This window comes from Lacticaseibacillus camelliae DSM 22697 = JCM 13995 (assembly GCF_001311195.1).
In the GTDB taxonomy this organism is placed as follows: domain Bacteria; phylum Bacillota; class Bacilli; order Lactobacillales; family Lactobacillaceae; genus Lacticaseibacillus; species Lacticaseibacillus camelliae.
This window is the reverse complement of the sequence record NZ_BBAJ01000006.1, coordinates 1-24,311: the sequence shown is the minus strand read 5'-3', so window position 1 is coordinate 24,311 and position 24,311 is coordinate 1. Positions and strand designations below refer to the sequence as shown.

The following is a 24,311-nucleotide window of genomic DNA, read 5'->3' as shown; positions in this document are numbered from 1 at the left end:
CTCATTTTTTTCCTCATTATACTCGAATCCCTGTCTCACTGCCACTAAGGATGTGATCAAATGTCCCCGTTGCCCCTTTGGCTTTACCTACCGGCCATTATCATGGGCGCCATCTTTCTTTTCAGCTTCATCCACGAACCGCGTCACCTGTACAACGGGATGTTGTTCAACCTGTTCGCGCTAGCAGCACTCTTGACCATTGCGCTGGCCATTTTAGGCTCGAAAAATCGGCTGCTGATTGCCGTATCCTTGACCTTATTTGTCATCTTCGTGCTGGTGATTGCCTTGATTGTCGCGTTCCACTTGGTGTGGCTGCTGTGGAATGCCTGGCTGGTCTGGCACCGCGAAGGCCACAGCCTGGCCAATATGCTGACCTTGGGCATCGCCATGGGCCTAGTACTTCTAGAACTGGCCGCTGTTTTCGGCCGCAACTGGGTCCCGACGTGGCTGTATGCCGGCCTGAGCACCTTCTTCATCCTGGCGATCGGCTACGAACTTGTTGCCTTGTACAATTTTCTCACCATCCTGGTGCTGTATAACCTTTACCGCCCGCGGCACGATCGCGACTACCTGATCGTGCTGGGCGCGGGACTGTTGCAAGGACACCGCGTCAGCCCACTGCTGGCGTCACGCATTCAGGTGGCCATTGACTTCTACCAAAAGCAAAAACAAAAAGGGCGCCCGGCTCCGAAGATCATTTTTTCTGGGGGCCAGGGCAGCGATGAAACCCTGCCCGAAGGCCGCGCCATGCAGCAATGGGCCGTGGCCCACGGCGTGCCGCAGGCGGACACGCTGGTCGAGGATCAGTCCAAGACCACCTATCAGAACATGAAGTTTTCCAAGGCGCTGATCGACCGGCGCGAAGGAAACAAAGCCGTCAAGGTCGCCTTCTTCACGAACAATTACCACCTGTTCCGTGCCGGGGTCTTCGCCCGCGCCGCCGGGCTGAAGGCCAACGGGGTCGGTGCCGCCACCTCGTTTTACTACCTGCCCAACGCGGTCATTCGCGAGTACTTGGCGTTTGTGGTGCTCCACAAACGGCGCCACATCATCGCCGGCGTTTTGATCACACTGTTGGCGGCCGCGGTGGCCAGCGCAGGCTCATTCACTAAACCGATGATCAGGTCCTCCCCGTGTCTGGCGCTTTTCCAGGGAGATTTTTTCTGCCTTCCAAAGCGGCCTTTTGCTACAATGAGGGTAACCACAAACCATTAAGGGGGAATCTTTGTGCTCAAAGAATTCAAGGCCTTCATCATGCGCGGCAACGTACTGGATATGGCCGTCGGGGTCATTATTGGCGGTGCCTTCACCGCAGTCATCACCAGCTTGACGAAGAACCTGATCAACCCACTGATCGGCCTGTTTTTGAAGAGCTCCAGCCTGGCCAAACTCAGTGTGACCGTCGCCGGTGCCACCTTCAGCTACGGCCAGTTTATCAACGACGTCCTCAACTTTCTGATCATCGCCTTTATTGTGTTCCTGCTAGTCCGCGGGGCCAACAAGTTGCTGCCAAAAAAGGCGCCAGCGCCAGCCGGGCCAAGTCAGGAGGAGCTGTTAACGCAGATCCGCGACCTGCTGGCCAAGCAGAAGCAAGACTAAGCGCGCAAACCCACTGATTGCCCGAGTACACCAAAAAGGACCTCACTTCAAAATGAAGTGGGGTCCTTTTTGGCGTTAACTTGCAGGCACCAATCAGTTTACTTGGTGAACCGGTTCTCAAACAGTGGTGACACCGGCTTGTTTTCTTGAATCCGCGTGATGGCGCGGCCGATGAGCGGGCCGACCGAAACGATGGTCAACTTGTCAATTTTCTTGGCTTCCGGCAGGTTGATCGAGTCGGTCACAACGACGCGCTCGATGGCGCTGTTTTGCAGGCGCTCAATGGCCGGGCCAGAGAAGACCGCGTGCGTGGCGGCAACCTGGACCTCGATGGCCCCGGCATCTTTCAGCGCCTGGGCGGCCAGCGTGATGGTGCCGGCCGTGTCAATCATGTCGTCAATGATGATGCAGCGCTTGCCCTTCACGTGGCCGACGATGTTCATGACCTCAGCGACGTTAGGCCGCGGCCGACGCTTATCGATGATGGCGATCGGCGCCTTGAGAAATTCTGCCAGCTTGCGCGCCCGGGTCACGCCGCCGTGATCCGGCGAAACAACGACAGTGTCGGCGTTGGTGTAGCCGTTGCGAATGAAGTAATCCGCCAGCAGCGGTGCGCCCATCAGGTGATCAACGGGAATATCGAAGAAACCTTGAATCTGGGCGGCGTGCAGGTCAAGGGCTAAGACGCTGTTGGCGCCGGCGCGCTCGAGCATGTTGGCCACGAGCTTGGCGGTGATAGGCTCACGAGAACGCGCCTTCCGGTCCTGGCGTGCGTAACCGTAATACGGAATGACGACGTTGATTGTGTGCGCCGAGGCCCGGCGCAGCGCATCGATCATGATAAGCAGCTCCATCAGGTTGTCGTTGACCGGTGCCGAGGTGGATTGGATCAGGTAGATATCGTCCCCCCGGATACTTTCTTCGATGTTGATCTGGATTTCCCCGTCGGAAAAGCGGGTCACCGAGGACTTCCCAAGTTCGACGCCCACCTCAGCGGCAATTTTCTCCGCAAGGGGTTTGTTCGAGTTCAGGGCAAAAATCTTCAATTTTGGATCAGAGTAAGACATGTTTTCCTCCATCAGACTAAAATGACGACAGCGCAGTCAGCTGAATACGTTCTTTACAAGCCGATTATACCAGAACATCCCCGTTAAGGGCGTGCACGACTCACATGTCATCAGATTTTAACCAAACAAAACCAGCCGACTTTCAGAATCAGTCCGCTGGTTTTCACCGCTATTTTCACTTTTCGTGGGCATCGTCGGCGTTCCACTCGCCGTCTTTGGCGAGCGCCGAGCGGTCCCAGAAGTCCGCCTTATTGGTCTGCCGCGCCCGCGCGATGCCCATCGCGTGGTAAGGCACATCATCCGTGATGGTCGAGCCGGCCGCGATGAAGCTGTGATCTGCAACATCGACCGGTGCCACAATGTTGGAGTTGGAACCGATAAAGGCGTGACTCCCAACGTTGGTGTGCCACTTCTTGACCCCGTCGTAGTTGACGAAGACCACGCCGCAACCGACGTTGATGTCTGACCCCAGCGTCGCGTCACCGACATACGTCAGGTGACCGACCTTGGTCCGCGGCCCAATCGTCGCTTTTTTGACCTCGACAAAGTTGCCGAGGTGGACGCCTTCGCCGATGTCCGATTGCGGCCGCAGGTGCGAGTTCGGGCCGATGTTCGACCCTTTGCGCATGATCGAGTCCTCGATTGTTGAGCTGGTGACGGTCACGTCGTCTTCCAGCGTTGCGTCGATCAGCTCGGAGTGCGTGCCGATCTTGCAGCCAGCACCGATTTTGGTGTGCCCTTTCAAATAGACGCCAGGCTCGACAATGGTGTCGGGGCCGATCTCGACGTCGCGGTCGATGTACGTCGTGGCCGGGTCGATCAGCGTGACGCCGTTTTGCATGTGCCGCTTGTTGATCCGGGCCTGCATGACCTTGGTCGCAGCGGCCAGCGCCACGCGGTCGTTGACCCCCATCGATTCGGAAAAATCAGGCATGCGGTAAGCCGCAATGACGTCCCCTTTTGCCTTCATGATCTGAATGACGTCCGGCAGGTAGTACTCGCCCTGCGCGTTGTCGTTTTTGACCTGGTGCAGCGCCGCAAAGAGCTCACGGTTGTCGAAGACGTAAACGCCGGTGTTGATTTCGTCAACCCGGGCCTCTTCCGGGGTGGCGTCCTTTTGTTCGACAATTTTCTGCACCGTGCCGATGTCGCTGCGGATGATTCGGCCGTAGCCGAACGGATCAGGCGCCTGCGCCGTCAAAATGGTGGCGGTGGCACCCTTGTCCTGGTGGTACTCAAAAAGCTTGGTGAACGTGTCTGCCGTGAAGAGCGGCGTGTCACCGGACACAATCAAGGTCATCCCGGCTTCATCGCCGATCAGCGGCTCAGCCTGCAACACCGCGTGTCCGGTACCGAGCTGCTGCTCCTGGACCACGTACTCAGTGCGCGACCCCAGGGCCTTTTCAACCGCCTCAGCGCCGTGGCCGACAATGGTCACGACCTTGTCCGGGTGCGTCTTTTCCACTTCGGTCAGCACATGGTCGACCATTGGTTTGCCGCAGACTTCGTGCAACACTTTATAGAGCTTCGACTTCATTCTGGTGCCCTTTCCGGCCGCCAGAATGAGCGTGAATTTCTTCGTCATGTTGATGCTCCTATCTCATTTTAAGATAACTCAAGCATAGCCCAGCGGCCAACCCATCGCAAATCATATCAATGGCATAGACCGCTTAAGGCCGGCGTTTGCGGCGCGTTCACCCCAGCGCCGTCCACACTTGGGCCCATGCTGCGATCGCCGCGGACTCAAGGTACGGGGCCACACTGGCGCGCGCGCCAGTGCTGAGCTCCTGGCGCAACGCATCATTGTCCAGCAGCTCACTGATGGCGGCGGCCAGCGCGGCGACGTCGCCATTGGGTACTAGTCGGCCATTAATGCCATCGTGCACGAGTTCTTTGGGCCCGTACTCGATCGCGTAGCTGACTGCCGGCACGCCATACGCCAGTCCGTCCTGCAAGCCAATGTTGAACCCCTCATACTTGCTGGAGACGATCAGCATTTGCGCGCTGCGATACACCGGGCCAAGGTCCCTGACGAAACCGCGAAAGTGCACGGTGTCCTCAAGCTTCAGCGCCGCCACCTGGTGCCGCAACTTGTGGTCCTCCTCATACCCTGCCATGGAGGCCCCGTAAATATCCAGCTGAACCGCCGGATGGGTCTTCTTCACTTGGTCGATTGCGTCAATCGTGTCGCCCAACCGTTTCTCTGCAGACAAGCGGGAAATGGCAATCAGATGATTTGCCGGCCGCTCTGCCAGCTTAGTGGTTGCCGGCAGGCTGGCCAGCGGCCGAATCGGAACGGCAAAAATCGGCAAGAGGATCCGCTTGGCCAGCAGGTCCCGCTGACGCTTGGTCGCCGTGAGCACCGCATCAAAGCCATGATCGACTGCCATTTGAACATAGTAGGCGATCTGGCTGTATTCCGGATCATCAGCGTCGACCGTGTGCGAGCTGTGCATCTGCAGCACCCGCCGCGCTGGCACGGTCATGTGGCTGAGCGGCCACACAGCCATTTCGTGGCGGTCGGCAATGAACAGCGCGGCGTGGTCACGGGCCGCAATTTGGTCTAGGAAATAGGCAAACAGGACGTCAAGACTGGTGAAAAAGCGCGTGTTGCCAGTTTTAGAGACCAGCTTCATCCCGCGATTTGCCCAAGTGCCGGCAGCATCCGGGCCATACGCCTCCGTCAGCACCACGGTGCCTTGCCGGGTCAAAAATTCCTGCGTCGTGATGTGACCGGCCGCGTCAAAGAACTGTCGCAAAGACAGCCAGTTGCCATGGTCGTAAAGGTCGCGCTGGTAAAGCGCCCCAAGACTGTTGAAATGCGACACTGCGTCCACCTGGGTCAACGCGTCGTCCAAGTAAGTGATCGTGGCGATGGCCGTGCTGCTTTCCTCGACAAACACGTTTTCCTGTCGGGCATTATCGGCCCGCACCAGCGTGGCCGTGGGAAACTGCAGCCGCGGATTGCTTTGCGGGGCGGCGTCATCGGCAACGTGCTGAAAGAAATCGTACATGTTGAGGTACTGGCGGTCAGTCAGCCCCCGTCCTTTCAAGACGCGGCTCACATGCCGTTCGTAATCCCGCGTGACGATCCGCGCCTTGCGGTCCGCCTGCGCAAACAGCTTGACGCGATTGATCATGACCAGCTCAATGGCGGAAAGCGGCTCCCGCAGCCGGTCGGTGATGAAATAATCCATGATGGGTCTCCTTCTTTATTCAGGCATCGTCAACACTATGGTGCGCCGCTGGCTTGCAGCCGTCAATCGGTGGCCTTAGTCTGCGCCTTGCGCGAAGCAGTGCTGACTTGCTTGGTCCTCGCCCACACGTCGTAGAAATAATGATTGTCGCGGGTGATGACCTCCCAGATAAAATTGGCCAGCAAGAAAAGAAAGGCCGCAAGGAGCAGCGCAAACAGCGCCCAGTTCAGGTCAGTGCGATGAAACTTGGAAAACAGCTCAGCAAACACGGCGTTCAGCCGACCACGACATACTTGGCGAACCCGTAGAGTAGAAACTCGCGGTACAGGAGCCGCCAAAAGCCCACGGGGCGACCATCTTCGCACACCACGCGGATGCGGACCAAGCGCTTGCCCAGCGTTGCGCCACCCGCCAGCAGCGGCTCAGGACAAACACCACAAGTGGGGCGAACACCGCGTTGATCAACCACGTTAGCAGCGGACTGGTCAGGTCAAACAGCCTCGCCAGCAGGGTCATGACCAAAACAGTCAGGCCGACCCCCACCACATTATCGATGACAAAGGCCACAAACCGCCGTAACCACGTGACTCTTGCGCCCTGCGCATAACTTTTGCGGTCCATTTCTTCGCGGGTCGGAAAAGCGCGCATCAACGCTGGGGCGAGCAAACCACCAAGCACCCCGCCGGTCGTGTTAATGATCAGATCGTCCACGTCAAACAACCGGTACGGTCGCGGGTAAATCCCGTAAAGCCCTGACAGCTGTGTCAGCTCAAAGAACAAGCTAAGGCCAAACGTCATCACCATCACCTGCGGCAGACTGCGCTTGAAATAATACCGCAGGTAAACCCCAAACGGCAGCGTCAACACGAGATTGAACGCCGGTTGAATGAAGCCGGGCTGCCTGAGCGCGACCAGCCACGTCCCTGGGTGAAACGGTGAAAATACCGTCGTGGCCAAGAATGTTCGCAGCGCGCTGAAAGGGACCAAGTTATACCGCGGCGTGGTCAGTGCCGCGACACTGGCCCGGCTCGGCAGGGGCAGCATGATCATGAAGTACGCCGCCAGCAGGTAGAACACGAAACTGTACAGCACCACTGCCCGCCAGAACAGGAAACTGCCGTACTTGCGATATTGTCCGACCATAAATGGCAACGACACAAAAAGTGCGATGAACGGAAACGCGATCACCTCACTTTTAATGGGAATCAGATAAGCACTCATTTTTTTCAGTGCGTGCAGGCGGTCTTGATTTTGTGCGAGGTAGTTGCCCGCGATGGCGTGCAGCGTGTTGGCCTTGGTGTCGACCTCGTCGACCCGGATCAAGCTGGTGTAATCCGTCACCATCCGGTCGCCGGAGAAGTTGCCTTCAGCAAAGACAGAGATGCCGACCAGCTCCGCATCGAACTCCTTGATCAGGCTCCGCATGCCGTTGACGGTGCCGCCGCCCTTCATGAAGTCGTCGACGATCAAAACGTGCGAGCCGGCAGGCAGGCTGCGCTTGGACAGCTCCATCTTCTCGATCCGCGCCGAGCTGGCCGACACATAGTTGACCGACACGGTCGAGCCTTCGGTGATCTTGCTGTCGCGCCGCACAATCACGAACGGCACGTCGAGGTACTGACTGACGCTTTGCGCGATTGGAATGCCTTGGTGGCCACTGTCATCACGGCGTCAACCTTCGCGTCCAGGTACTGGGTCGCGATCAGCCGGCCAATCTGCCGCAGGACGTCCGGCGTTCCCAGCAGGTCGGAAAGGTAAACGTAGCCGCCTGGCAGCAGCCGGTCTGTTTCGGACAGCCGGTGGGACATTTCAGTGATGAACGCCTCTGCCTCTTCCTCGCCAATGGTGGGAATGAACCGGACGCCGCCAGCCGCTCCGGGGACAGTTTCAAGAATCCCCGTTTGCCGGTTGGCAAACACGCGCCGCACGATTGCCAGATCCTCAGAAATCGAGGACTTAGCGGAATCGTACCGCTTGGAAAAATAGGTGAGCGGCACTAAAGTATGCGGCCGCTCTAACAGATACCGGGTCATGTCGATCAACCGGTCACTACGCCGAACTTTTGTCATGAGTAATCTCCTTGAACTCCGAATATTTGGATTATCGCACCGAATTTGGTACCAATCCTCAACATTATATGGGATTTTGGCCTAAATTCCTAGCTTTATTAGAAAATAGTTCCGAACGTTCGCCTAATTCCAATAATTAGGCGTTGAAACGGGAATTTGATGCAATTCTCTCCGGGTTAGATTAGAATGATCATTAGATAGAAAGGACGTGAGCATTTGCTATTCTCACTAGATCATGTCGGGTTCAAGACTGAAAACCGCGCCATCCTGAAGGACATCAGTTTCACCGTCAACGAAGGCGAATACGTGACCTTCTCCGGTCCCTCAGGCTCCGGCAAAAGCACGCTGCTGCGCCTGCTGGCCACTCTGCTGACCCCGACCAGTGGGACCATTTTGTACCGCGACCAGCCGCAGAGCAGCACCCCCAAGGTCGAGTACCGCCGCAAGGTCTCGTACTGCTTCCAGCAGCCAAGCCTGTTTGGCGACTCGGTCCGCGACAATCTGGCCTTCCCGTTTACGCTGCGCGACCTGCCGTTTGACGCGGCAAGGGCCACCGCCGCCCTCAAGCAGGTCGACCTGCCGGCCAGCATGCTGGATAAGCCCATCAAGGAACTCTCCGGCGGCGAAAAGCAGCGCGTTGCCCTGATCCGCAACCTGCTGTTCACCCCAGAGGTGATCCTGCTTGACGAGGTGACGACAGGCCTGGACACCGCCACCAAGGACATCGTCCACCAGCTGATTGAAGACAAGAACCTGCATCAAGGGCTCAGCGTGCTCGCGGTGACCCATGACGAAAGCGAAATTGCCGTTGCCCACCGGCTGATCACAATCACCGCCGGCAGAATGGAGGCCGAACATGAATAATCTCATTGTCAGTCCGACAGCACTGGCCTTTGCGGTCGTGCTTGTCATCATCGCCTTGCTCGTTAATTTCAAGGAGCACATCGGCCTCGAAAAGGATATGATTGTCGGGGTGATCCGGGCCGTGATCCAGCTTACCGTGGTCGGCTACGTGTTGACGTACATCATCAAGGTCGACCGGCCGGCGTTGACGCTGCTCATGGTGGCCATCATCATCCTGAACGCGGCGTGGAACGCGCGCGGGCGGGCCAACGGCATCCCCTACGCATTTTGGATCTCCCTTTTGGCGATCAGCGTGGCGACCATTACGACAATCGCACTGCTGGTCGTGGCCCATGCCGTCAAGTTCACGCCGAGCCAGATCGTGCCGATTTCCGGCATGATCGCCTCTAACGCGATGGTGGCCATTGGGCTGTGCTACCGCAACCTGAACGCGTCGTTTCACGACCAGCGCCAGGCCGTGCTGGAGCGCCTGGCGCTAGGCGCCGACGCCAAACTGGCCACGCTCGACATCGTGCGCAACGCCATCAAAACAGGCATGGCGCCGACCATTGACTCGGCGAAAACGGTGGGGCTGGTCAGCCTGCCAGGCATGATGTCCGGCCTGATTTTCGCCGGCATCGATCCCAGCAAGGCCATCATGTACCAGATCATGGTCACCTTCATGCTGCTGGCGGCGACCAGTCTGGCCAGTGTCATCGCCTGCTACTGCGCCTATCCGCAGTTCTTCAATGAGGACCTGCAGCTGCGGTAACCAGGCTTTCTGCAATCAGTCACGACTTGAGAAGGAGAACAATTGGCAATCGAAATTAAGCGCATCACTGAGGACAATGAGGCGGCCCTGCGCCTTCCGAACCAGCCGTTCAAGCGTTTTGGCAGGCTGCTGGTCACTTATACGGAAGCCGGCTGGCAGCACCAGGAGCAGCTCAGCGCCGAAGTGGCCGAGCAGACCTTTCCCGAGGAAAATTATCAGCTGCAAGACATCGACGCGGTGGGGTTCGCCCTGGGCGCGTTCACGGATGGGCAGTGCGTGGCACTGGCGACGTTTGAGTACGACTTTCACTTTAACCGGTACCTGTACCTAGCCGACCTCAAAGTGAATCAGGCCTTTCGGCGCCAAGGCATTGCCGTGCAGCTGCTGCAAGCCGCTGAGCCCATTGCGAAAGCCCACGGCAAGCGTGGCCTTTGCACCATCGCGCAAGGTCCAACCTAGGCGCGAACCGGTTTTACCTGGCCGCTGGCTTTTGCATCGGCGGGCTCAACACCAACGACTACCGGTTCACGTCGCAAGAAGGGGACACGGACATCTACTACTATCGGGAATTCTAGCCCACGCCAAAAGCCGGCAGCTGCACGCAATTGTGCAACTGCGGCTTACTTTGGCCCAAATTAATCCTGCAGCGCTAGGCCGTCCGCGTCCAGCACCTCAATGTGCTGGCGCCCGCTTTGCCGAATCAGGCCGGCGTCCTCAAAGCTCGCCAGCTTGCGACTGATGGTTTCAGGCGTGGTGCCTAAGTACTGCGCGAGGTCCTTTTTCTTGAGCGGCAGGTCAAAGCTTGGCTTGCCGATGGCCCCAGCCGTTTCGACCAGATAGTTCGCCAACCGCTCGGAAACGCTGGCCACCGCCTGGGCCGTGGTTTTGGCCTCCAGCGCGACCACCCGGCGGCCCAGCGCGTTCAGCACGTTCAACGCCAGGGCCGGGGTGCTTTTAAGCAGCGCCTGAAAATCGCGCTGGCTGATGGTGCAAACGGACAGTGGTGTCAGGGCCGTTGCAGTGGTGGTGTGCTCGCCCTTGGTGAACAGGACGCCTTCCCCGTCAAAATCTCCTGCGCCCAGTACCCGCAGCAGCTGCTCGCGGCCCGCCGCGGTACTTTGCGTGACCTTCGCCTGCCCGTGCGCCAGGATGTACAGCCGGTCAGCCGCTGTCCCTTCCGTGAACAAAAAGTCGCCGGCCTTCAGCGTCTGATCACGGACCAGCTTGGCGATGGACGTAATGTCACCCTCGGCCAGTGTTTGAAAAATCGGAACGAGCCGCACACAGTCCTCTGCTTCGTGCTGATGCATGATTGATTTCCCCCTTCGCTCAGTTTCCTGACGCCATCCCCGACAGACCTACTGGTGTAGATCAGCCTCATGAGTACCTTTTTGGTGCTCTGAGGTAAGCCTACCAGCTCAGCCAGTCATTTAACTTGATTTGCGTCAAGTTGACCCCAGTCGATTGCCACTAGCCATTCAGTACGGGTTATCCCCAGCCTGGAGCGGCAGATAATCCCCGTATTCGACCTGAATCGTCACGTGGGCAATATCAAACGTGTGGCGCAGCTTGTGGCCGAGTTCTTCCAAGAATTGGTCGTTGTTGACATCGGTCTTCCGCGTGATGTGCACCGTCAGCGCCACGTCAGTCGTGCTCAGCGCCCAAATGTGCAGGTCGTGACAGCTGGCCACTGTGGGATACGCGTTGATCAAGGCGCGCACTTTTTCAGTGTCGATGGCCTTGGGCACAGCGGCCATCGCCAAGTTGACGGCGTCTTTCAGCAGCCCCCATGTCCCAACCAGGACCACCAGCGCCACGAGGATCGAGACGACCGGATCCAGCCACTCCCAGCCGGTCAAGAGGTACATGCCGCCGGCGATCACGACGCCTAAAGAAACTCCGGCGTCTGCTGCCATGTGCATGAACGCCCCGCGAATGTTGAGATCGCGCTGCTGGCCGGCATGAAACAACATCGCCGTGGCGCCGTTGACCAGGATTCCCACGCCGGCAATCAGCATGACGATGCCACCTTTGGTCGGCTCAGGGGTGGCCAGGCGCTGCAGGGCTTCAACAATGATGGCGCCCATTGCGATCAAAAGAAACACCGCGTTGAGCAGGGCCGCCATGATCGACGAGCTTTTGTAGCCGTATGTCCGCTGCGAAGTCGGCTTCAGCAGCGTCAACCAGCTGGCAAACCAGGCGATGCACAGCCCCAGCACATCGCTTAAGTTATGCAGCGCATCGGCGACCAGCGCAATCGACCCAATAGCCAGCCCAAAGCCGACTTCGGCAATAATGTAAAGCGAATTGAAGAAAATTCCCCAGCGAAACGCGTGATTTGGTTTCGGTTGTGTCATCCTAATTCCTCCCGTGCGCGCGGCCCAAGTAGTGCAACCGGTTAGCTCCATTGTCGGCTTCCGGATTTTCAAAGTCAACCAAAGTCCCGTCGTACCGGCGTTTATCGGGAATCGTTACGGATAAAAAAAGACGTCTCAAGACGTCTACTGCAGCGGCCGCACCAGGTACACCTCCCGGCAAAAGCCCTTCATGCTGTTGTAAATGCGGTGGGCCCGACTCCGCTTGCGGCACAAGCCAAACACCGTCGGCCCACTGCCGGACATCTGAGCCACCGCCGCGCCGTAGCGCAGCAGGCGCTGCTGAAGCGCCAAGATTTCCGGGTGCCGGGCCGCAGTGACCGCCTCCAAGGAATTGGCCATGCCGGCGGTCATCAGCTCAAAATCACCACTTTTGACCCCTTCAACCACCTTGGCGGTATCCGGCCTTGGCATCGGCCGGGTGTAATCGATGGCGCGCAAAATGCTGGCGGTCGACACGGAAATACTGGGCTTGGCCAAAATGACCCAGCAGTCAGGGCGCTGATTCAGCGGAGTGACCTGATCCCCGCGCCCCTGCACCAAGGCGGTTTGCGAGTAAACGCAGTAGGGCACGTCCGAGTCCACCGCAAGCCCCACCTGCGCCAAGCGCGCCAGCGGCCAGTGAAGGTCCCACAGCTCATTCAACCCGCGCAGCACCGCGGCGGCATCAGATGAGCCGCCGCCCAGCCCCGCGGCCACCGGAATATGTTTTCCAGCTGAATGGCCGCGCCTTGGCGCATGCCGGCCGCGGTCTGCAGCGCCAGGGCGGCCTGGTACGCCAAATTACGCGGATCTTCAGGAAGAAACCCGCTGTCGGTTGCCACTGTGATGGTGCGGCTTGGCTTGATGCGCACGTAATCAGCAAGATCAACCGACGTCATTACCATTTCCCACTCGTGGGCCCCATCACGGTGCTGAAAAAGGGCGTCTAAACTGAGATTGATCTTGGCTGGGGCCTTCTGGATCAGTTCCATGGTCAACCACCAGTCTCTACATGTTTTGCCTAATTATACCGGTTTACCGCGTGAATTCATACGCTAGTCCGCCAAGTCGCGGTCCAAAATCACGACCGGCTGAGACTGATCGGCACTGAGCTGCGCGCGCCCTTCACCCACCGGCTTAAACCCGACTTGCTGCCAGAACTGCAGCGCCGCCGGGTTGGCGGTGTGTACTGCGACCCGCATGCGGCCGTATCCCTGCCGCTGAAACTGTTTGGCAAACCCGTCAACCGCTCGCCGGCCCAGCCCTTGGCGCTGGTGTGCGGCATCGATCATCAAAAGGCCAATGTACACTGTTTGCGGCTCGGGGTAGCCGTTCAGCCGGTCCATCACCCCAACTGGCGTGCTATTGATCAGCAGCAACCCGTAGTGTTTCTGGGTCTCACTCACGTCGGCCGGATACGCCTCAGCATCTTCCCGGACCATTTGTAGCGTGGGCGCTTTCTGCCCGGTCAGCGTAAAGTAGCTGGGATTACTCTGGTAAATTTTAAGCGCGGTTTGGCGGTCTTGCGGCGTGCGCACAGCGTGAAATTTGAACATGACGGTCCTCCTGATCAGTGATCATTCCTCATCAATCGCGGTAACAAAAAAAAGCCGCAGGCAGCGGCTGGTTTGCTTTTATGAAGCTTGCTCTTCATCATCAAATGTGATTTGAATCGATTTGGTGAGGAGGTCAGCATAACTGTACGAAACACGTTCAAACGAGTTTTCCTTCTGGTCTAGGGCGACCACGAAAACGACTGGATAAGTTTCCTTCAGCGTGCCTTTGCGGCGGATCACTTTTTTGCGGCCCGCTTGTGCGACAACGGTCAAATTCTCCCCGATTTTTGCGTCGAGTTGCTGCTTGATGCTTGCTAATGTAATTGGCATGCACTTCACCCCTTAGTGAACATCTTAGCAGATTTGCAAGAAATTTGCAATTATACCATTACAAAAGGGTGTAGACAAGCGGCAAATATTGAAAAACGTGCAAATTTTCCCGATTAGGTCATGCTTACAGCCCGTTCGCCTTTAGCGCTTCCGCCAAGGCGGCAAACTGTGGGATGCTGAGCGTCTCGGCGCGTGCACTGGGGGTCACCTGAACGGCGTCAAGTGCAGAAGTCAGCTTGGCCTTTGTGGCGTCATCCTTGCCAAATAAATTGGTGAGATTATTCCACAGCGTTTTGCGGCGCGCCGCAAAGCTGCCTTTGACTAGCCGATCGAACGCCGCCTGGTCGCTAATCTCAACCAAAGGCGTCGTGCGCTTGGTCAGATTGACAATGGCAGAATCGACGTTAGGGGCCGGCACAAAAGCCGTCCGGCTGACCGTGAAGGCGACTTCAACGTTCATGCGCTGCTGAACGCCGATGGTCAGGCTGCCATAGTCCTTACTGCTGGGAGCGGCGGTCAACCGGTCCGCGACCTCTTTTTGCATCATGACGGTAATGTCATCAAACGTCACTGGGGCCTCGATGAGGTGCATCAGGATCGGGGTCGTGATGTAGTACGGGAGGTTTGCAATTACCTTCAATTGGTGCTGACCATCAAAGTGCTCGGCAATCAGCCTGGCAAGTCCGCCTTCAGCACATCCGCCTCGACCACGCTGACGTTCGGGTACGGCGCCATGGTCTCGGCAAGCACCGGCAACAACCGCGGGTCGATTTCCAGCGCCAGCACTTGGTGCGCGCTTTCAGCCAAGAATTCCGTCAAGGCCCCGATGCCGGGACCGATCTCGATCACGTCATCGGCAGCACTCGTCCCCCCAGCCGCCACGATCCGCTGCAGCACCTTGGGGTTGGTCAGAAAATTCTGGCCAAGGCGCTTCTTAAACCGAAAACCGTGGCGCTGCAGAATCTCTTTTGTCCTGCTGGGCGTTGCAATGTACTCGTGTTCAGGCATGCGGTACCTCCTTGTTCAACTCTTTCAGCGCCGTCGCAAACGCGGACTCGCTGATTTCAAATAGCGCGAGGCGCTTTTGCAGTTGCTTACCGTTGGTGTACCCAATGTGCAACAAATCCCCCAGCCGCTCTCGCCGCGCCCGCGCGTTGGGCCCGCCAAGTAAGCCGGCCGCAAACAGGATCTCCCGCGAGATCACCGGTGTCGCATCGGGCTTTTCAGTGACCAAGTGGGCAAGGGCTTCCTTCAGTGCGGCAGGACTGGCGTGCTCGACCCCGAGTGACCCCTTGTGGTCTGGCACTGCCTCTTTGACCGGCAGAAACGCGTGCGTCACGCCTGGCACTGCAGCACTGATGGTCTTGCGAATTTTTTCGCCCGGAAAATCTGGGTCGGTCAGCACGATCACCCCGCGCGTGGCCTGGGCCTTTTTAATGAGGGCTAACGTGGCCTGATCAATGGCACTGCCGCGCGTTTCAATGGTATCGATTGGACCGAACGTCTCAGTCAGGCGCTTGGTGTCGTCGCGGCCCTCGACCACGATGATTTGTTTAAAAGCGGTCATTCTGTCTCCTTCAAGCCGAAGATTCGGTGGGCGTTGGCCCAGGTCAAAGCGGCAATGTGTTCCGGCGTGTCGTCGCGGTACTTGGCCTCGCTTCCACCACATAGCGGGTGTACGCCGGCTGGTTCTGACGGCCGCGGTAAGGCGTTGGCGTCAGGTAAGGCGCGTCAGTTTCCGCCAGCAGCCGGTCGTCCGGGACCACCCGGACGCTGGCGTGCTCCAGCGGCGCATTTTTAAAGCTGACAATGCCCGAGTACGAGATGTACATGCCAAGGTCCAGAAACCTCCGGGCCCACTCGGCATCCCCGGTGAAGCTGTGCATGATGCCACCGAAATCGCCAACGTGGGCCTCTTTCAAGATTGGATAACTGTCCTCAAAGGCATCGCGCGAGTGGATCGACACCGGTAGATGCAGCTCACGCGCAATCGCCAGCTGGCGGCGAAAAACGCGGCGCTGGATCTCGCGCGGGCTGTTGTCCCAGTGATAGTCCAGGCCAATTTCACCAAGCGCAATGGTTTTAGGCGCAGCCAGCTGCGCCTCAAGCAGCTTTTCCGCCGCTTGGTCGTAGTCCTTGCTGTCATCAGGGTGCCAGCCGACAATGGCGTAAAGGTGCTCAAACTGCTCAGAAAGTCGCATCGTTCCTGCGTTCAGCGCCGCATTCGAGCCAACAATCGCCATTTTCTCGACGCCAAGCCGTTTGGCCGCCTCGACGTATTCGGCCTCTTTGCCCGCGTAGGGCGTATCGTTCAGATGGGTGTGCGTATCAAAAATTTGCATAGTTTCTCCTTAGATGTCGCAATTCATTATACGCAGGCCGACTGGTTTCCACAAACCGCCCCAGAAAACTTTTTGTAACGGCACGGCGCAGCTGGCGTACACTGAATTTAAACTCAACCCTGGGGGGATCATTATGTCTGTGAAAATTACGCTGGGTCAATTCAACCACCTGAAGGCCTTGTCCAACCAGCAGCTCGTGCTGACGGCTACGACCGAACGGACCGCCACTAGTGGCCGGCTGGTCACCTACGACGGCGACACCGATGCGGACGGCCTGCCGAGTTTGCAAGCAGATCTTAGTGCGCTGCGCATCGCTGAAACTGGTGGCGACGGGGTGCTGCTGCACCTCACCTATTTGGCCAATGACGATGAAGTGATCAACGACCGCAAAAAGACCTTGGTGGAACGCGTGGGTGCTGAGGCCAAGGCGAATCACCTGCCGCTTGTCCTGGCGCTGGCGATTCCCAAAACTGCCGTTCCCGCCCCGGAAGCGGTCATCGCCATGACGCGCGAGTTCAGCGATCCCCGCTACAACGCCTCAGTGCTCACTCTACCGACACCGGTGCCGCTCAGCCACGTTGACGGCTTCACCAAAACACCGGCCACGCGACCTACGACCGCGCCCAAGCCGCAGCCCTTTTTAAGCAGCAAAGTGCCGCGACTGACCTGCCCTTGGTGGTCGACGCCACCGGGCTGCGGGCGGCTGACGCGGCGGCAGTGCTGAACTTTGCGCATGATAGCGGCGAAGAAGTCAATGGCCTGCTTGCCTCACCAAGCGTGCTGACCGCGCTCGCCAAGCCGCTTTCAAAAGTTGCCACGCCCTGGACCGCCAAGGTTGAAGTTGAAGATTAGCAAAACTATCACCGGGACGCCTTCGCGTGCCGGTTTTTTTGCTGCCAGGTAAAAAAACGCCACCCATTCGGCGACGTTTCAAAATGACCAACTCAACTGATCAAGCTCCCGTTTTCAATGGCTGCGTCAACTTGAAGCAGCGTCACCTTGCCGTTGTTGTCTTCCGACGACAGCAGCATGCCCTCGCTCATTTCGCCCTTCAGCTTGCGCGGCTTGAGGTTGACGACGGCCAGCACCTTCTTACCCACCAACTGCTTAAAGTCTGGGTAGTATTCGGCGATCCCAGACAGGATCTGCTGCGTGCCTTCATCCCCGGCATCCAGCGTGAACTTGAGGAGCTTATCGGCGTTCTTGACCTTTTCGACGTTCAAAATCTCGGCAACGCGGATCTCAGACTTATCGAACTGCTTCCATTCGATTTCGCCCTTGCGCGTCTTTTCGTCGACCGTGGCCGCCTTCTTCGGCGGCTGCATCTGAGACTTGATGTAGGCGACTTCTTTTTCTGCGTCAAGCCGCGGGAAAATCGGCGTGCCTTGTTCAACGACCTTGTTGCCAGCCGGCAGGTGGCCCCACTCAAGGGTCTCCTGCTCATCGATTGCCGGGTCCAGCCCCAGCTGCTCAAACATTTGCTTTGGTGCGTGTGTCATAACGGGCTGAATCAGCAGCGCAATGATCCGCAGGCTTTCGGCCAAGTGACCCATGACGGAATCAAGCTGCTTCTTGGTCGCCGGCGTCTTCGCCAAGTTCCAGGGTTCGGTTTCGTCGATGTACTTGTTGGCGCGGGCCACCAGCTTCCAGGCCGCATCCAGCGCGTCTGAGAACTGCAGATTGTCCATCAAGTCTCCATACTTGGCAATGGCATCCTTGGCCACTTTTTCCAAATCGGCGTCGAACTTGGTCGGCTCGGTTTGCGTCAGGTCCGGCAAAACCCCGTCTTCATACTTGTTGATCATGGCGACTGTCCGGTTGAGCAAGTTGCCCAAGTCGTTGGCCAAATCAAAGTTGATCCGGTCGATAAAGTCCTCCGGGGTAAAGATCCCGTCGTTACCGAACGGAATGGCGCGCATCAGATAGTAGCGCAAGGCGTCCAGGCCGTAGCGCTTGACGATCATCTCCGGGTAAATGGCATTCCCCTTCGACTTGCTCATCTTGCCGTCCTTCATGACCAGCCAGCCGTGGCCGTATATCTTCTTCGGCAGCGGCAGGTCAAGCGCAAACAGATGATTGGCCAATAGATGGTATGGAAGCGAACAATTTCCTTACCGATCAGCTGGACATCGGCCGGCCAGTACTTGTCAAACAGGTCGTGGTTCGCCGAGCCGTAGCCCAAGGCGGTAATGTAGTTGAGCAGCGCATCGACCACACGTATACCACGTGCTTCGGGTCGCTGGGGATCGGGACGCCCCAGTTGAAGCTGGTGCGGCTCATCGCCAGGTCTTCCAGACCCGGCTTGATGAAGTTGTTGATCATTTCGGTCTTACGACTGGCCGGCTGGATAAAGTCAGGGTGCTCGTCGTAGTACTTGAGCAGGCGATCCGTGTACTTGCTCATCTTGAAGAAGTAGCTGGGCTCGTGGACCAGCTTGACTTCGTGACCGGATGGCGCCTTGCCGCCGATGACCTTGCCGTCTTTGTCGCGGTAGACTTCGGCCAGCTGCGACTCGGTGAAGTACTCCTCGTCTTCCACGGAATACCAGCCGGTATACTCACCCAGGTAAACGTCACCCTGCTTGATCAAGCGCTCAACGATTTTCTGGACCGCCGCCACGTGTTCCTTGTCGGTGGTGCGAATGAATTTGTCGTTGGTGATCTCAAGCATTTTCCACAGCTGCTTGATTTGGGCCGCCATGCCGTCGACGTAAGCCTGCGGGGTAATGCCCAACGCATCAGCCTTTTGTTCGATTTTCAGACCGTGTTCATCGGTGCCGGTCAGGAAGAAAACGTCGTAGCCGGTCAGACGCTTGTAACGCGCCAGCACATCGGCCGCGATCGTCGTGTACGCGTTGCCGATGTGAAGCTTACCAGATGGATAGTAAATCGGCGTGGTCACATAAAAAGTGGGTTTTGACATTGAAAGAGCCTCCTGAAAAAGTCACCCGGCGAAATGGCGCCGAATGCTCGTATGCCATCCAGTATAGCATTTAGGCGAAAATCCCGTTAGAACAAATCCAGCTGGCGCGGCCCCAGGCCCTGGTAGTGCAGCCCTAAAAGTTGGATGAATTGCTGCGCGTTGGCCGAAGCGTCGTGGTGGCCATTATTATTGAAAATCACGATCACCTGCTTAGAGCGGTCGGCCAGCTGCTGCGCGACCGCGCCCAATGCCTGCAGTTCTTCCTGGGAATAGCGGTAGTTGGTACGCTCGCTGCGCCACTGCGCCCCGCCGCGCTGCCAACCGGCGACGTTCCGCCCGTGCAGGCGCATAATTGTAAGTACCGGGTTCGTTGGCTCGGCCACCAGTGGCACGCTGCCGGCAGGCGTCTGGGGCTCATCCACCACAACGTGTACAAAGTTTAATTCCCGCAGTAAAAGCAGCGTTTCAGCCTGATACTCCGGCAGATACCAGCCGGCATTGCGAAATTCAACGGCAACAGGCAGGTCAGGGTAAAGCTGGCGAATGCGGTGCAGGACCCGGATATTGGTCGGACTGACACCAAAATACGGCGGCAATTGAAACAGCACCGCCGCCAGCTGGCCCGAAGCCTGCATTGGGGCCAGCGCCCGCTTCAGCGCCATGAACTCGGCTCCGGCATCGCGCGGCGCATCGACCTTATGCCCGGACATCGCTGCGGTGGCCTTCACCACGAACCGAAAAGTGGCCGGCACCTGGCTGAGCCAGCGGTGCACGACTTGTTCGCTGGGCACATGGTAATAGGTCGTATCAAGCTCGACCACCGGAAACGCTGTCGAAAGGTCGGCCAGACTGCTGACGCGGCCACTAGCCAGATCCGGGTGATCTGCCACCGCCGTCAGCCCGACGCTAATCATCGCTGACTGCCTTCAGCCCGAGGAACCGCTCGCCTTCAAAATCCGACCGCAGCGTCACGTTTTCGCCGCCCTCAAAGTACGGCAGCATCGCGCCCAAGTCTGGGACCAAGCCCAGGTTGTCCGGTGCTTTAAGCCACGCCGGATCCATCGCGGCCACGATTCCCTCGCGCGTTTGCATCGGCAGCGTCAACTCCTGGCCGGTTTGCGCCTTAAACAGAAACAGGTCGCCTAACAGCTTTCCATCGACATACCAGTGCACCAGACCACACGCCTGAAACAGGTCCGCCGGCAGGACCAGCCCACACTCTTCGTGAAACTCTCGAGCCATCCCCTCACGCGGCGTTTCGCCGGGTTCCACCTTGCCGCCCAGCCCGTTCCACAGGCCACGGTACGGCGGCTTGGCGCGGTTGATCAGGACCACGCCGGTTTTGGTGGTCACTAGGCCCACGGTTAACTGCTTTGTCATGCGATCACTCCTATAATTTGCTGAACACCGCCACCGCGTCGCCGACGACCATGTGGGCGCCAGCCGGCAGCGCAATGGGCTCGCGGTTGACCGCCGCCAGCACTGCCCCGGGTTTGGCATAGCCGATCAGGCCGGCGAACGGATAGACCTGAAAACTGGTGCCGACTACCACCAAGAGATCGGCCCGACTGATCGCCGCGATTGCCCGTTCGACCACATCCGGATTGATTGGCTCGCCGTAAAGCACGATCCCAGGCCGCAGGATCCCCCCGTCTTGCGCGTGGACATCCGCTTTCAAATAAGTCTGATAATCAAAATGCTGACCGCACTTTTGACAGAAAATGTTGTACAGATTGCCGTGAAACTCGATGACGTGCTTGGCCCCACCTTTTTGGTGCAAGCCATCGACGTTTTGCGTCACGATGGCGCCTTTCCGGTTAGTGATCGCGGCCATTTTCTCGTGGATCACATTGGGTTTGGCGTCTGGATAATACATTTTCTTGACGACCCAGTCGTGAAAGGCTTCATGGTGATCTCGCAGGTTCTCATCCGAGAGCGCCTCTTCCGGGCTCGCCAGATCCGAGTAGAGCCCGCCCTTGCTGCGATAATCCGGAATGCCGGACGCGGTCGAAACGCCCGCCCCAGTCATGAACGTCACAAACTGGGCGTCATCAATTGCTTGTTTCAAATCAAACATGCTGACTCTCCTTTAGTCGCGGATCGCGTAGTCCACCTGATACTGCAGCAGCACCGTTTTCAGCGGGGTCTGGTACAGCTGCTGGAAGCCTTCTGAGGACAGGTCAGCCAGCGGCAGGACAAACGCATTCTGCTGATCGCCCTTGCCCATGGCCACGTACGCCCGCTTCTTGGTGGCGCGGTCCGTCATCTCGCTGTGCAAGATCTCGTATGTTTGGCTCAAGGTCAGCCGCAGCTGACGCTCCGACAGGATAGGCGGCAGGGTGGCAAACTCACCGTTGGCTGTTTCCTGAAAGCCATGCTTTTGCAGGATCTGGTCGAATTGGCGCCAGATTCGTACAACCATCCGGCGAAAATCAAACGGGGTGGCAACACTTTTGGACATCAGCGTGGCGTACAGGTCCTGCGCCAGCGGCAGCGCATCCGGATAGTTGACCTTCCAGTAGTTCAGTTGGCCCTTGCTGCCGCCTTCAAACATCACCAGTGCATCGAGCAGCGTCATCACGCAGTACACCAACTGATCCGGCCGCGGGTCCTCCGGCAGCGAAGCCGTGACCCCGGCCCCCAGCTGCTTCATCATTTCCGCGGTGAGAATGCCCATTTTGGCCTGCTCGGCGCGGATTTGCACGTGCATCACGGAGTCGTAAAGCGAGGTGCCGACCGCAAAGAACTGCTGGTCGACGTCCGGATCACCGGTCGCCAGGCGGTACTGCAGCGGCGGAAACCCGGTCGTGACCAGCTTCATGTGCAGCAGTTCATGGCTCAGCGTGTAATCCACATTAGTGGTGTCGCTCACTTTCAGCTCCAGGTGCCCATTTGCCAGCAGCTTCTGGGCGGACTGGGTGTGCGTCAGCACCCCGGACGTCGGCCCGTCGATTACCACGTCCACCGGCATGGTGTAATGCTTTTTGACGTCGTCTAGCAATAGCTGTGTCTGTTCGTTCATGTCGTTTCCACCTAAAAAGTGGTCAGATGCGGCTGGTGGCCCTGGTACATGGCTAACTGCGAAAACCCAGCCGAGCGAATAAGGGCTTTGGCCTCAGCGAACCCAGTGAGAAATTTATCCGCCGTGTGGGCGTCAGAGCCCAGCGTGACCAGCGCGCCGCCGGCCTCGCGATACCAGGGCAGGACCAGCTCGTACAGCTCGGCGTTGCCCCACTGGTACATGGACTTCGTGTTCACCTCAAAGGCCAGCTGCCGCTTCACGATCAAGGCCAAAATGGCCTGCAGCTGCGGCTTGGCCCAGGCTTCCAGTTGCGCCGGCGTCACGTCCAAGATCCGCAGGCCGTAGTCAAAATGTGCCAGCACATCGCCAAACGGTGCGGCCTTCAGCCCGGCGAGCATGCGGTCGTAGTAAGTCTGCACATGCCGTTTCAGGTCGACCTGCTTAAAGTGCGGATCCTGATAGTCATACTGGCCGTCGTGATGAAAGCTCAGCAGCACCAGGTCAAAGTCCTGCGCCTGCAGATAGCGCTGCAGGTCTGCCTGGCGCGGCGCAAAGTACCCGCACTCGATCCCCCGCAACAACCGGTTTGGGTAGCGGCGTTTTAATTCCTGCAGCTTGGCCGTGTAGGCGGCTTGGTCTGGTGCATCATCGCCGCCGTTATCATCTGGATTGCTCAGTTCCAAGTGCTCGGTCGTGATGAACGGCTGCGAGGTTTTTCGCAGGTAATCTTCAAACTGCGCCTGTGAGTCAAACGAAAAGTAGGTGTGAACATGCTGGTCATATTCCATTGTAAGCCTGTCCTCCCGGTTCGTGTTACTCTTAAGTTAACGCTAACAGGAGGCGAAAAACAATGAAAGTCACAGTCCCAACAATAAAGGGTTACCTCGCCGATCAGTACGGGAAGTATGCCGAACCAGCAGACATGCACAAGGGCACGCCGACGCGCAGTTTCCCCATCGAAATCAGCGATGCCCCTGCCGGCACTCAAACTTTTGCCCTGCAATTGATCGACTTCGATGCCGTGCCGGTTTCCGGTTTTCCCTGGATCCACTGGACCGCAGCGAACATCCCCAAAGGCACCACCCTGATTCCAGACAACGCCAGCCACCAAGCACGCTCAAAATGGTTCAGGGCCACAACTCAACGTCCGGCCACCTGATCGGCAGCACCGACCCCGTCACCGCCACCGGCTACGTGGGCCCACAGCCGCCCAACGCCGACCACGCCTACACACTGACGGTCTTCGCCTTGGACACCGTGCTCGACCTGAAGGACGGCTACTGGCTGTCCGACCTGCGGCACGCGATGCAAGGCCACATCCTGGCGCAAGTCAGCTGCGACCTGTGGTCCCGCCAGTAAGTTCTGGAAATAGTGAGAAACCGCTTTCTTTTGTGCTACAATTAACCTAATCAAACAGAAGAGGGTGGTTGGATGTCTCGCAATGTGATCTTGTACCTTACCGAAAGTTTGGACGGCTTCATCGCCGAACCCAACGGCAGCACCGAATGGCTCCGCAAGCTAAACTCTAACGCGGGCGATGATGCCTACCAAGCTTCTACCAAAATGTGGACACCGTGCTCATGGGCCGCAAAACCTACCAGCGCGCACTGAAGCTGGCCGGCACGTATCCGTACCAGGACAAGGAGTCCTACGTCTTTTCGACCACGCTGCACGACACAGACGACCCCACCACGGTGGTCGCCGGCAACATCCCTGAATTTGTCCGCCAGCTCAAGGCAAAAAAAAGGCGGCGACATTTGGCTGGTCGGTGGCGCGGATATTTTCACCGAGCTGCTCAAAGCCGACTTGATCGATAAGTTGACCATCACCATCGCGCCAGTACTGCTGGGCGATGGTATCAGCCTCGTGTCGACCAACCTCAAGGACGTGCCACTGAAGTTGGAGACAACCATTCAGCACGACCAGGTCGTCACGTTGACCTACCAGGTTTGCAAGAAACCGCTCGAATAAGCATGACCAGCCCCTGCCAGCGCAGGGGCTTTTTGCGCCCACAGGCACTGGAGAGTATACTTGGGGTTCCGTGATGGGAGGCGGCAAATGATAACCGATAAGTTGAACGAACCCTGGGATCTTTATGACCGGCATTTTCACATCGTTGGCGCCCAGCTGCGCAAAGATCCGGTGCCGCATGGCCTGTTTCACCTGACCGTGGCAATCTTAGTCTTTGATGGCACCGGCCAACTGCTAGTGCAGCGGCGGAGCCCACACAAGCTG

At 58.0% G+C, this 24,311-nt stretch carries 23 protein-coding genes and 8 pseudogenes; 11 read left to right on the top strand and 20 right to left on the bottom strand.

The features are described 5' to 3' along the window. Positions 1–60: 60 nt before the first annotated feature. Both JCM13995_RS01965 and mscL read left to right on the top strand, forming a co-directional pair. Positions 61–1,086 (top strand): annotated as a pseudogene (locus tag JCM13995_RS01965) (YdcF family protein); the annotation flags it as partial. Positions 1,087–1,227: 141 nt separating this feature from the next. Continuing rightward, positions 1,228–1,599 carry a large-conductance mechanosensitive channel protein MscL gene (gene mscL / locus JCM13995_RS01960; protein WP_054661931.1) on the top strand — a complete coding sequence of 124 codons (372 nt, stop codon included), beginning with the start codon at positions 1,228–1,230 and terminating at the stop codon, positions 1,597–1,599. Positions 1,600–1,697: 98 nt separating this feature from the next. Here mscL and JCM13995_RS01955 read toward each other — a convergent pair whose 3' ends face one another. From JCM13995_RS01955 to purR, 6 genes and pseudogenes are all read right to left on the bottom strand, one after another. Beyond that, the gene (locus tag JCM13995_RS01955; RefSeq protein WP_156314282.1) at positions 1,698–2,666 is read right to left on the bottom strand and encodes a ribose-phosphate diphosphokinase; all 969 of its coding nucleotides are present in this window, start codon (positions 2,664–2,666) and stop codon (positions 1,698–1,700) included. A gap of 175 nt (positions 2,667–2,841) precedes the next feature. Next, the gene (gene glmU / locus JCM13995_RS01950; RefSeq protein WP_054661925.1) at positions 2,842–4,251 is read right to left on the bottom strand and encodes a bifunctional UDP-N-acetylglucosamine diphosphorylase/glucosamine-1-phosphate N-acetyltransferase GlmU; all 1,410 of its coding nucleotides are present in this window, start codon (positions 4,249–4,251) and stop codon (positions 2,842–2,844) included. Between the two features lie 109 nt (positions 4,252–4,360). Continuing rightward, positions 4,361–5,863, bottom strand: coding sequence for a glycosyltransferase (locus JCM13995_RS01945; RefSeq protein ID WP_054661922.1), 1,503 nt, complete (start codon positions 5,861–5,863; stop codon positions 4,361–4,363). Between the two features lie 62 nt (positions 5,864–5,925). Next, positions 5,926–6,132, bottom strand: a complete 207-nt coding sequence (locus tag JCM13995_RS01940) for a hypothetical protein (protein WP_054661919.1) — start codon at positions 6,130–6,132, stop codon at positions 5,926–5,928. Next, positions 6,122–6,883 (bottom strand): annotated as a pseudogene (locus JCM13995_RS17980) (VanZ family protein); the annotation flags it as partial. The gene JCM13995_RS01940 and the pseudogene JCM13995_RS17980, both read right to left, overlap by 11 nt. A 216-nt stretch (positions 6,884–7,099) precedes the next feature. Further along, positions 7,100–7,932: pseudogene (gene purR, locus JCM13995_RS01930) on the bottom strand (pur operon repressor); the annotation flags it as partial. A gap of 216 nt (positions 7,933–8,148) precedes the next feature. On the opposite strand from purR, the gene JCM13995_RS01925 reads away from it, so the two are divergent. From JCM13995_RS01925 to JCM13995_RS01915, 3 genes are read left to right on the top strand one after another with little or no spacing between them, the layout of a single operon-like run. Beyond that, positions 8,149–8,796, top strand: a complete 648-nt coding sequence (locus JCM13995_RS01925; protein ID WP_054661916.1) for an ABC transporter ATP-binding protein — start codon at positions 8,149–8,151, stop codon at positions 8,794–8,796. Further along, positions 8,789–9,547: an ABC transporter permease gene (locus JCM13995_RS01920; protein ID WP_054661913.1), complete on the top strand. Its 759-nt coding sequence runs from the start codon at positions 8,789–8,791 to the stop codon at positions 9,545–9,547. The genes JCM13995_RS01925 and JCM13995_RS01920 overlap by 8 nt, the downstream gene beginning before the upstream one ends. Positions 9,548–9,589: 42 nt before the next feature. Continuing rightward, on the top strand, positions 9,590–10,006 hold the full coding sequence (locus JCM13995_RS01915; RefSeq protein ID WP_225350644.1) for a GNAT family N-acetyltransferase: 417 nt from the start codon (positions 9,590–9,592) through the stop codon (positions 10,004–10,006). A 176-nt stretch (positions 10,007–10,182) separates the two neighbouring features. Here the strand turns inward: JCM13995_RS01915 and JCM13995_RS01910 are convergent, their stop codons facing one another. From JCM13995_RS01910 to JCM13995_RS01875, 8 genes and pseudogenes are all read right to left on the bottom strand, one after another. Further along, complete coding sequence (locus tag JCM13995_RS01910; protein ID WP_082397669.1) at positions 10,183–10,857, bottom strand: Crp/Fnr family transcriptional regulator; 675 nt, start codon at positions 10,855–10,857, stop codon at positions 10,183–10,185. 168 nt (positions 10,858–11,025) lie between these two features. Further along, complete coding sequence (locus JCM13995_RS01905; RefSeq protein ID WP_054661907.1) at positions 11,026–11,904, bottom strand: cation diffusion facilitator family transporter; 879 nt, start codon at positions 11,902–11,904, stop codon at positions 11,026–11,028. 144 nt (positions 11,905–12,048) lie between these two features. Continuing rightward, positions 12,049–12,896: pseudogene (gene ispE / locus JCM13995_RS01900) on the bottom strand (4-(cytidine 5'-diphospho)-2-C-methyl-D-erythritol kinase). A 63-nt stretch (positions 12,897–12,959) separates the two neighbouring features. Next, positions 12,960–13,460 carry a GNAT family N-acetyltransferase gene (locus JCM13995_RS01895; protein WP_054661904.1) on the bottom strand — a complete coding sequence of 167 codons (501 nt, stop codon included), beginning with the start codon at positions 13,458–13,460 and terminating at the stop codon, positions 12,960–12,962. Positions 13,461–13,538: 78 nt separating this feature from the next. Beyond that, a complete protein-coding gene (locus tag JCM13995_RS01890; RefSeq protein WP_054661901.1) occupies positions 13,539–13,790 on the bottom strand; it encodes a Veg family protein in 252 nt (83 codons plus the stop codon). Between the two features lie 124 nt (positions 13,791–13,914). Beyond that, positions 13,915–14,798: pseudogene (gene rsmA / locus JCM13995_RS01885) on the bottom strand (16S rRNA (adenine(1518)-N(6)/adenine(1519)-N(6))-dimethyltransferase RsmA). Then, the gene (rnmV, locus tag JCM13995_RS01880) at positions 14,791–15,357 is read right to left on the bottom strand and encodes a ribonuclease M5 (protein ID WP_054661898.1); all 567 of its coding nucleotides are present in this window, start codon (positions 15,355–15,357) and stop codon (positions 14,791–14,793) included. The pseudogene rsmA and the gene rnmV overlap by 8 nt, the downstream one beginning before the upstream one ends. Beyond that, positions 15,354–16,132 (bottom strand): annotated as a pseudogene (locus JCM13995_RS01875) (TatD family hydrolase). Before JCM13995_RS01875 ends, rnmV begins: the two are co-directional and overlap by 4 nt. Positions 16,133–16,265: 133 nt before the next feature. Here JCM13995_RS01875 and JCM13995_RS01870 point away from each other — a divergent pair. Together JCM13995_RS01870 and JCM13995_RS16610 are read left to right on the top strand one after the other, a co-directional pair. Beyond that, on the top strand, positions 16,266–16,856 hold the full coding sequence (locus JCM13995_RS01870) for a beta/alpha barrel domain-containing protein (RefSeq protein WP_054661895.1): 591 nt from the start codon (positions 16,266–16,268) through the stop codon (positions 16,854–16,856). Next, on the top strand, positions 16,850–16,984 hold the full coding sequence (locus JCM13995_RS16610; RefSeq protein WP_263849535.1) for a hypothetical protein: 135 nt from the start codon (positions 16,850–16,852) through the stop codon (positions 16,982–16,984). The genes JCM13995_RS01870 and JCM13995_RS16610 overlap by 7 nt, the downstream gene beginning before the upstream one ends. A 92-nt stretch (positions 16,985–17,076) precedes the next feature. On the opposite strand, the pseudogene metG reads toward JCM13995_RS16610, so the two are convergent. The 6 genes and pseudogenes from metG to JCM13995_RS01840 form a co-directional block, all read right to left on the bottom strand. Further along, a pseudogene (gene metG / locus JCM13995_RS01865) lies at positions 17,077–19,054 on the bottom strand (methionine--tRNA ligase). An 86-nt stretch (positions 19,055–19,140) separates the two neighbouring features. Further along, a complete protein-coding gene (locus tag JCM13995_RS01860) occupies positions 19,141–19,968 on the bottom strand; it encodes a DUF72 domain-containing protein (protein WP_054661892.1) in 828 nt (275 codons plus the stop codon). Further along, complete coding sequence (locus JCM13995_RS01855) at positions 19,961–20,434, bottom strand: NUDIX domain-containing protein (protein WP_054661889.1); 474 nt, start codon at positions 20,432–20,434, stop codon at positions 19,961–19,963. The genes JCM13995_RS01860 and JCM13995_RS01855 overlap by 8 nt, the downstream gene beginning before the upstream one ends. A 10-nt stretch (positions 20,435–20,444) precedes the next feature. Further along, positions 20,445–21,131 (bottom strand): NAD-dependent protein deacylase, encoded by a 687-nt coding sequence (locus JCM13995_RS01850; RefSeq protein ID WP_054661886.1) that lies wholly within the window; start codon positions 21,129–21,131, stop codon positions 20,445–20,447. A 12-nt stretch (positions 21,132–21,143) separates the two neighbouring features. Next, the gene (locus tag JCM13995_RS01845; RefSeq protein WP_054661883.1) at positions 21,144–22,076 is read right to left on the bottom strand and encodes a hypothetical protein; all 933 of its coding nucleotides are present in this window, start codon (positions 22,074–22,076) and stop codon (positions 21,144–21,146) included. Positions 22,077–22,087: 11 nt separating this feature from the next. Continuing rightward, positions 22,088–22,864: a PHP domain-containing protein gene (locus JCM13995_RS01840; RefSeq protein ID WP_054661880.1), complete on the bottom strand. Its 777-nt coding sequence runs from the start codon at positions 22,862–22,864 to the stop codon at positions 22,088–22,090. Positions 22,865–22,926: 62 nt separating this feature from the next. On the opposite strand from JCM13995_RS01840, the pseudogene JCM13995_RS01835 reads away from it, so the two are divergent. The 4 genes and pseudogenes from JCM13995_RS01835 to JCM13995_RS15425 all read left to right on the top strand — a co-directional run bounded on the left by JCM13995_RS01835 (position 22,927) and on the right by JCM13995_RS15425 (position 24,047). Continuing rightward, positions 22,927–23,435: pseudogene (locus JCM13995_RS01835) on the top strand (YbhB/YbcL family Raf kinase inhibitor-like protein). A gap of 72 nt (positions 23,436–23,507) precedes the next feature. Next, on the top strand, positions 23,508–23,687 hold the full coding sequence (locus tag JCM13995_RS15435; RefSeq protein WP_225350643.1) for a hypothetical protein: 180 nt from the start codon (positions 23,508–23,510) through the stop codon (positions 23,685–23,687). Next, positions 23,657–23,893, top strand: a complete 237-nt coding sequence (locus JCM13995_RS15430; RefSeq protein ID WP_225350650.1) for a dihydrofolate reductase family protein — start codon at positions 23,657–23,659, stop codon at positions 23,891–23,893. Before JCM13995_RS15435 ends, JCM13995_RS15430 begins: the two co-directional genes overlap by 31 nt. Continuing rightward, the gene (locus JCM13995_RS15425; protein ID WP_225350642.1) at positions 23,796–24,047 is read left to right on the top strand and encodes a dihydrofolate reductase family protein; all 252 of its coding nucleotides are present in this window, start codon (positions 23,796–23,798) and stop codon (positions 24,045–24,047) included. The genes JCM13995_RS15430 and JCM13995_RS15425 overlap by 98 nt, the downstream gene beginning before the upstream one ends. The last annotated feature ends 264 nt before the right edge of the window (positions 24,048–24,311 follow it).

Excerpts from the sequence above, each read along its gene's own strand:
- JCM13995_RS01845 (WP_054661883.1), bottom strand. The coding sequence starts at position 22,076 with ATGAACGAACAGACACAGCTATTGCTAGACGACGTCAAAAAGCATTAC.
- JCM13995_RS01910 (WP_082397669.1), bottom strand. The coding sequence starts at position 10,857 with ATGCATCAGCACGAAGCAGAGGACTGTGTGCGGCTCGTTCCGATTTTT.
- JCM13995_RS01945 (WP_054661922.1), bottom strand. The coding sequence starts at position 5,863 with ATGGATTATTTCATCACCGACCGGCTGCGGGAGCCGCTTTCCGCCATT.
- JCM13995_RS01850 (WP_054661886.1), bottom strand. The coding sequence starts at position 21,131 with ATGTTTGATTTGAAACAAGCAATTGATGACGCCCAGTTTGTGACGTTC.
- rnmV (WP_054661898.1), bottom strand. The coding sequence starts at position 15,357 with ATGACCGCTTTTAAACAAATCATCGTGGTCGAGGGCCGCGACGACACC.
- JCM13995_RS01920 (WP_054661913.1), top strand. The coding sequence starts at position 8,789 with ATGAATAATCTCATTGTCAGTCCGACAGCACTGGCCTTTGCGGTCGTG.
- JCM13995_RS01860 (WP_054661892.1), bottom strand. The coding sequence starts at position 19,968 with ATGATTAGCGTCGGGCTGACGGCGGTGGCAGATCACCCGGATCTGGCT.
- JCM13995_RS15430 (WP_225350650.1), top strand. The coding sequence starts at position 23,657 with ATGGGCCGCAAAACCTACCAGCGCGCACTGAAGCTGGCCGGCACGTAT.
- JCM13995_RS01955 (WP_156314282.1), bottom strand. The coding sequence starts at position 2,666 with ATGTCTTACTCTGATCCAAAATTGAAGATTTTTGCCCTGAACTCGAAC.
- JCM13995_RS01840 (WP_054661880.1), bottom strand. The coding sequence starts at position 22,864 with ATGGAATATGACCAGCATGTTCACACCTACTTTTCGTTTGACTCACAG.
- JCM13995_RS01895 (WP_054661904.1), bottom strand. The coding sequence starts at position 13,460 with ATGTTCAAATTTCACGCTGTGCGCACGCCGCAAGACCGCCAAACCGCG.
- JCM13995_RS01855 (WP_054661889.1), bottom strand. The coding sequence starts at position 20,434 with ATGACAAAGCAGTTAACCGTGGGCCTAGTGACCACCAAAACCGGCGTG.
- JCM13995_RS01890 (WP_054661901.1), bottom strand. The coding sequence starts at position 13,790 with ATGCCAATTACATTAGCAAGCATCAAGCAGCAACTCGACGCAAAAATC.
- JCM13995_RS01905 (WP_054661907.1), bottom strand. The coding sequence starts at position 11,904 with ATGACACAACCGAAACCAAATCACGCGTTTCGCTGGGGAATTTTCTTC.
- JCM13995_RS01870 (WP_054661895.1), top strand. The coding sequence starts at position 16,266 with ATGTCTGTGAAAATTACGCTGGGTCAATTCAACCACCTGAAGGCCTTG.
- JCM13995_RS15435 (WP_225350643.1), top strand. The coding sequence starts at position 23,508 with ATGTCTCGCAATGTGATCTTGTACCTTACCGAAAGTTTGGACGGCTTC.
- glmU (WP_054661925.1), bottom strand. The coding sequence starts at position 4,251 with ATGACGAAGAAATTCACGCTCATTCTGGCGGCCGGAAAGGGCACCAGA.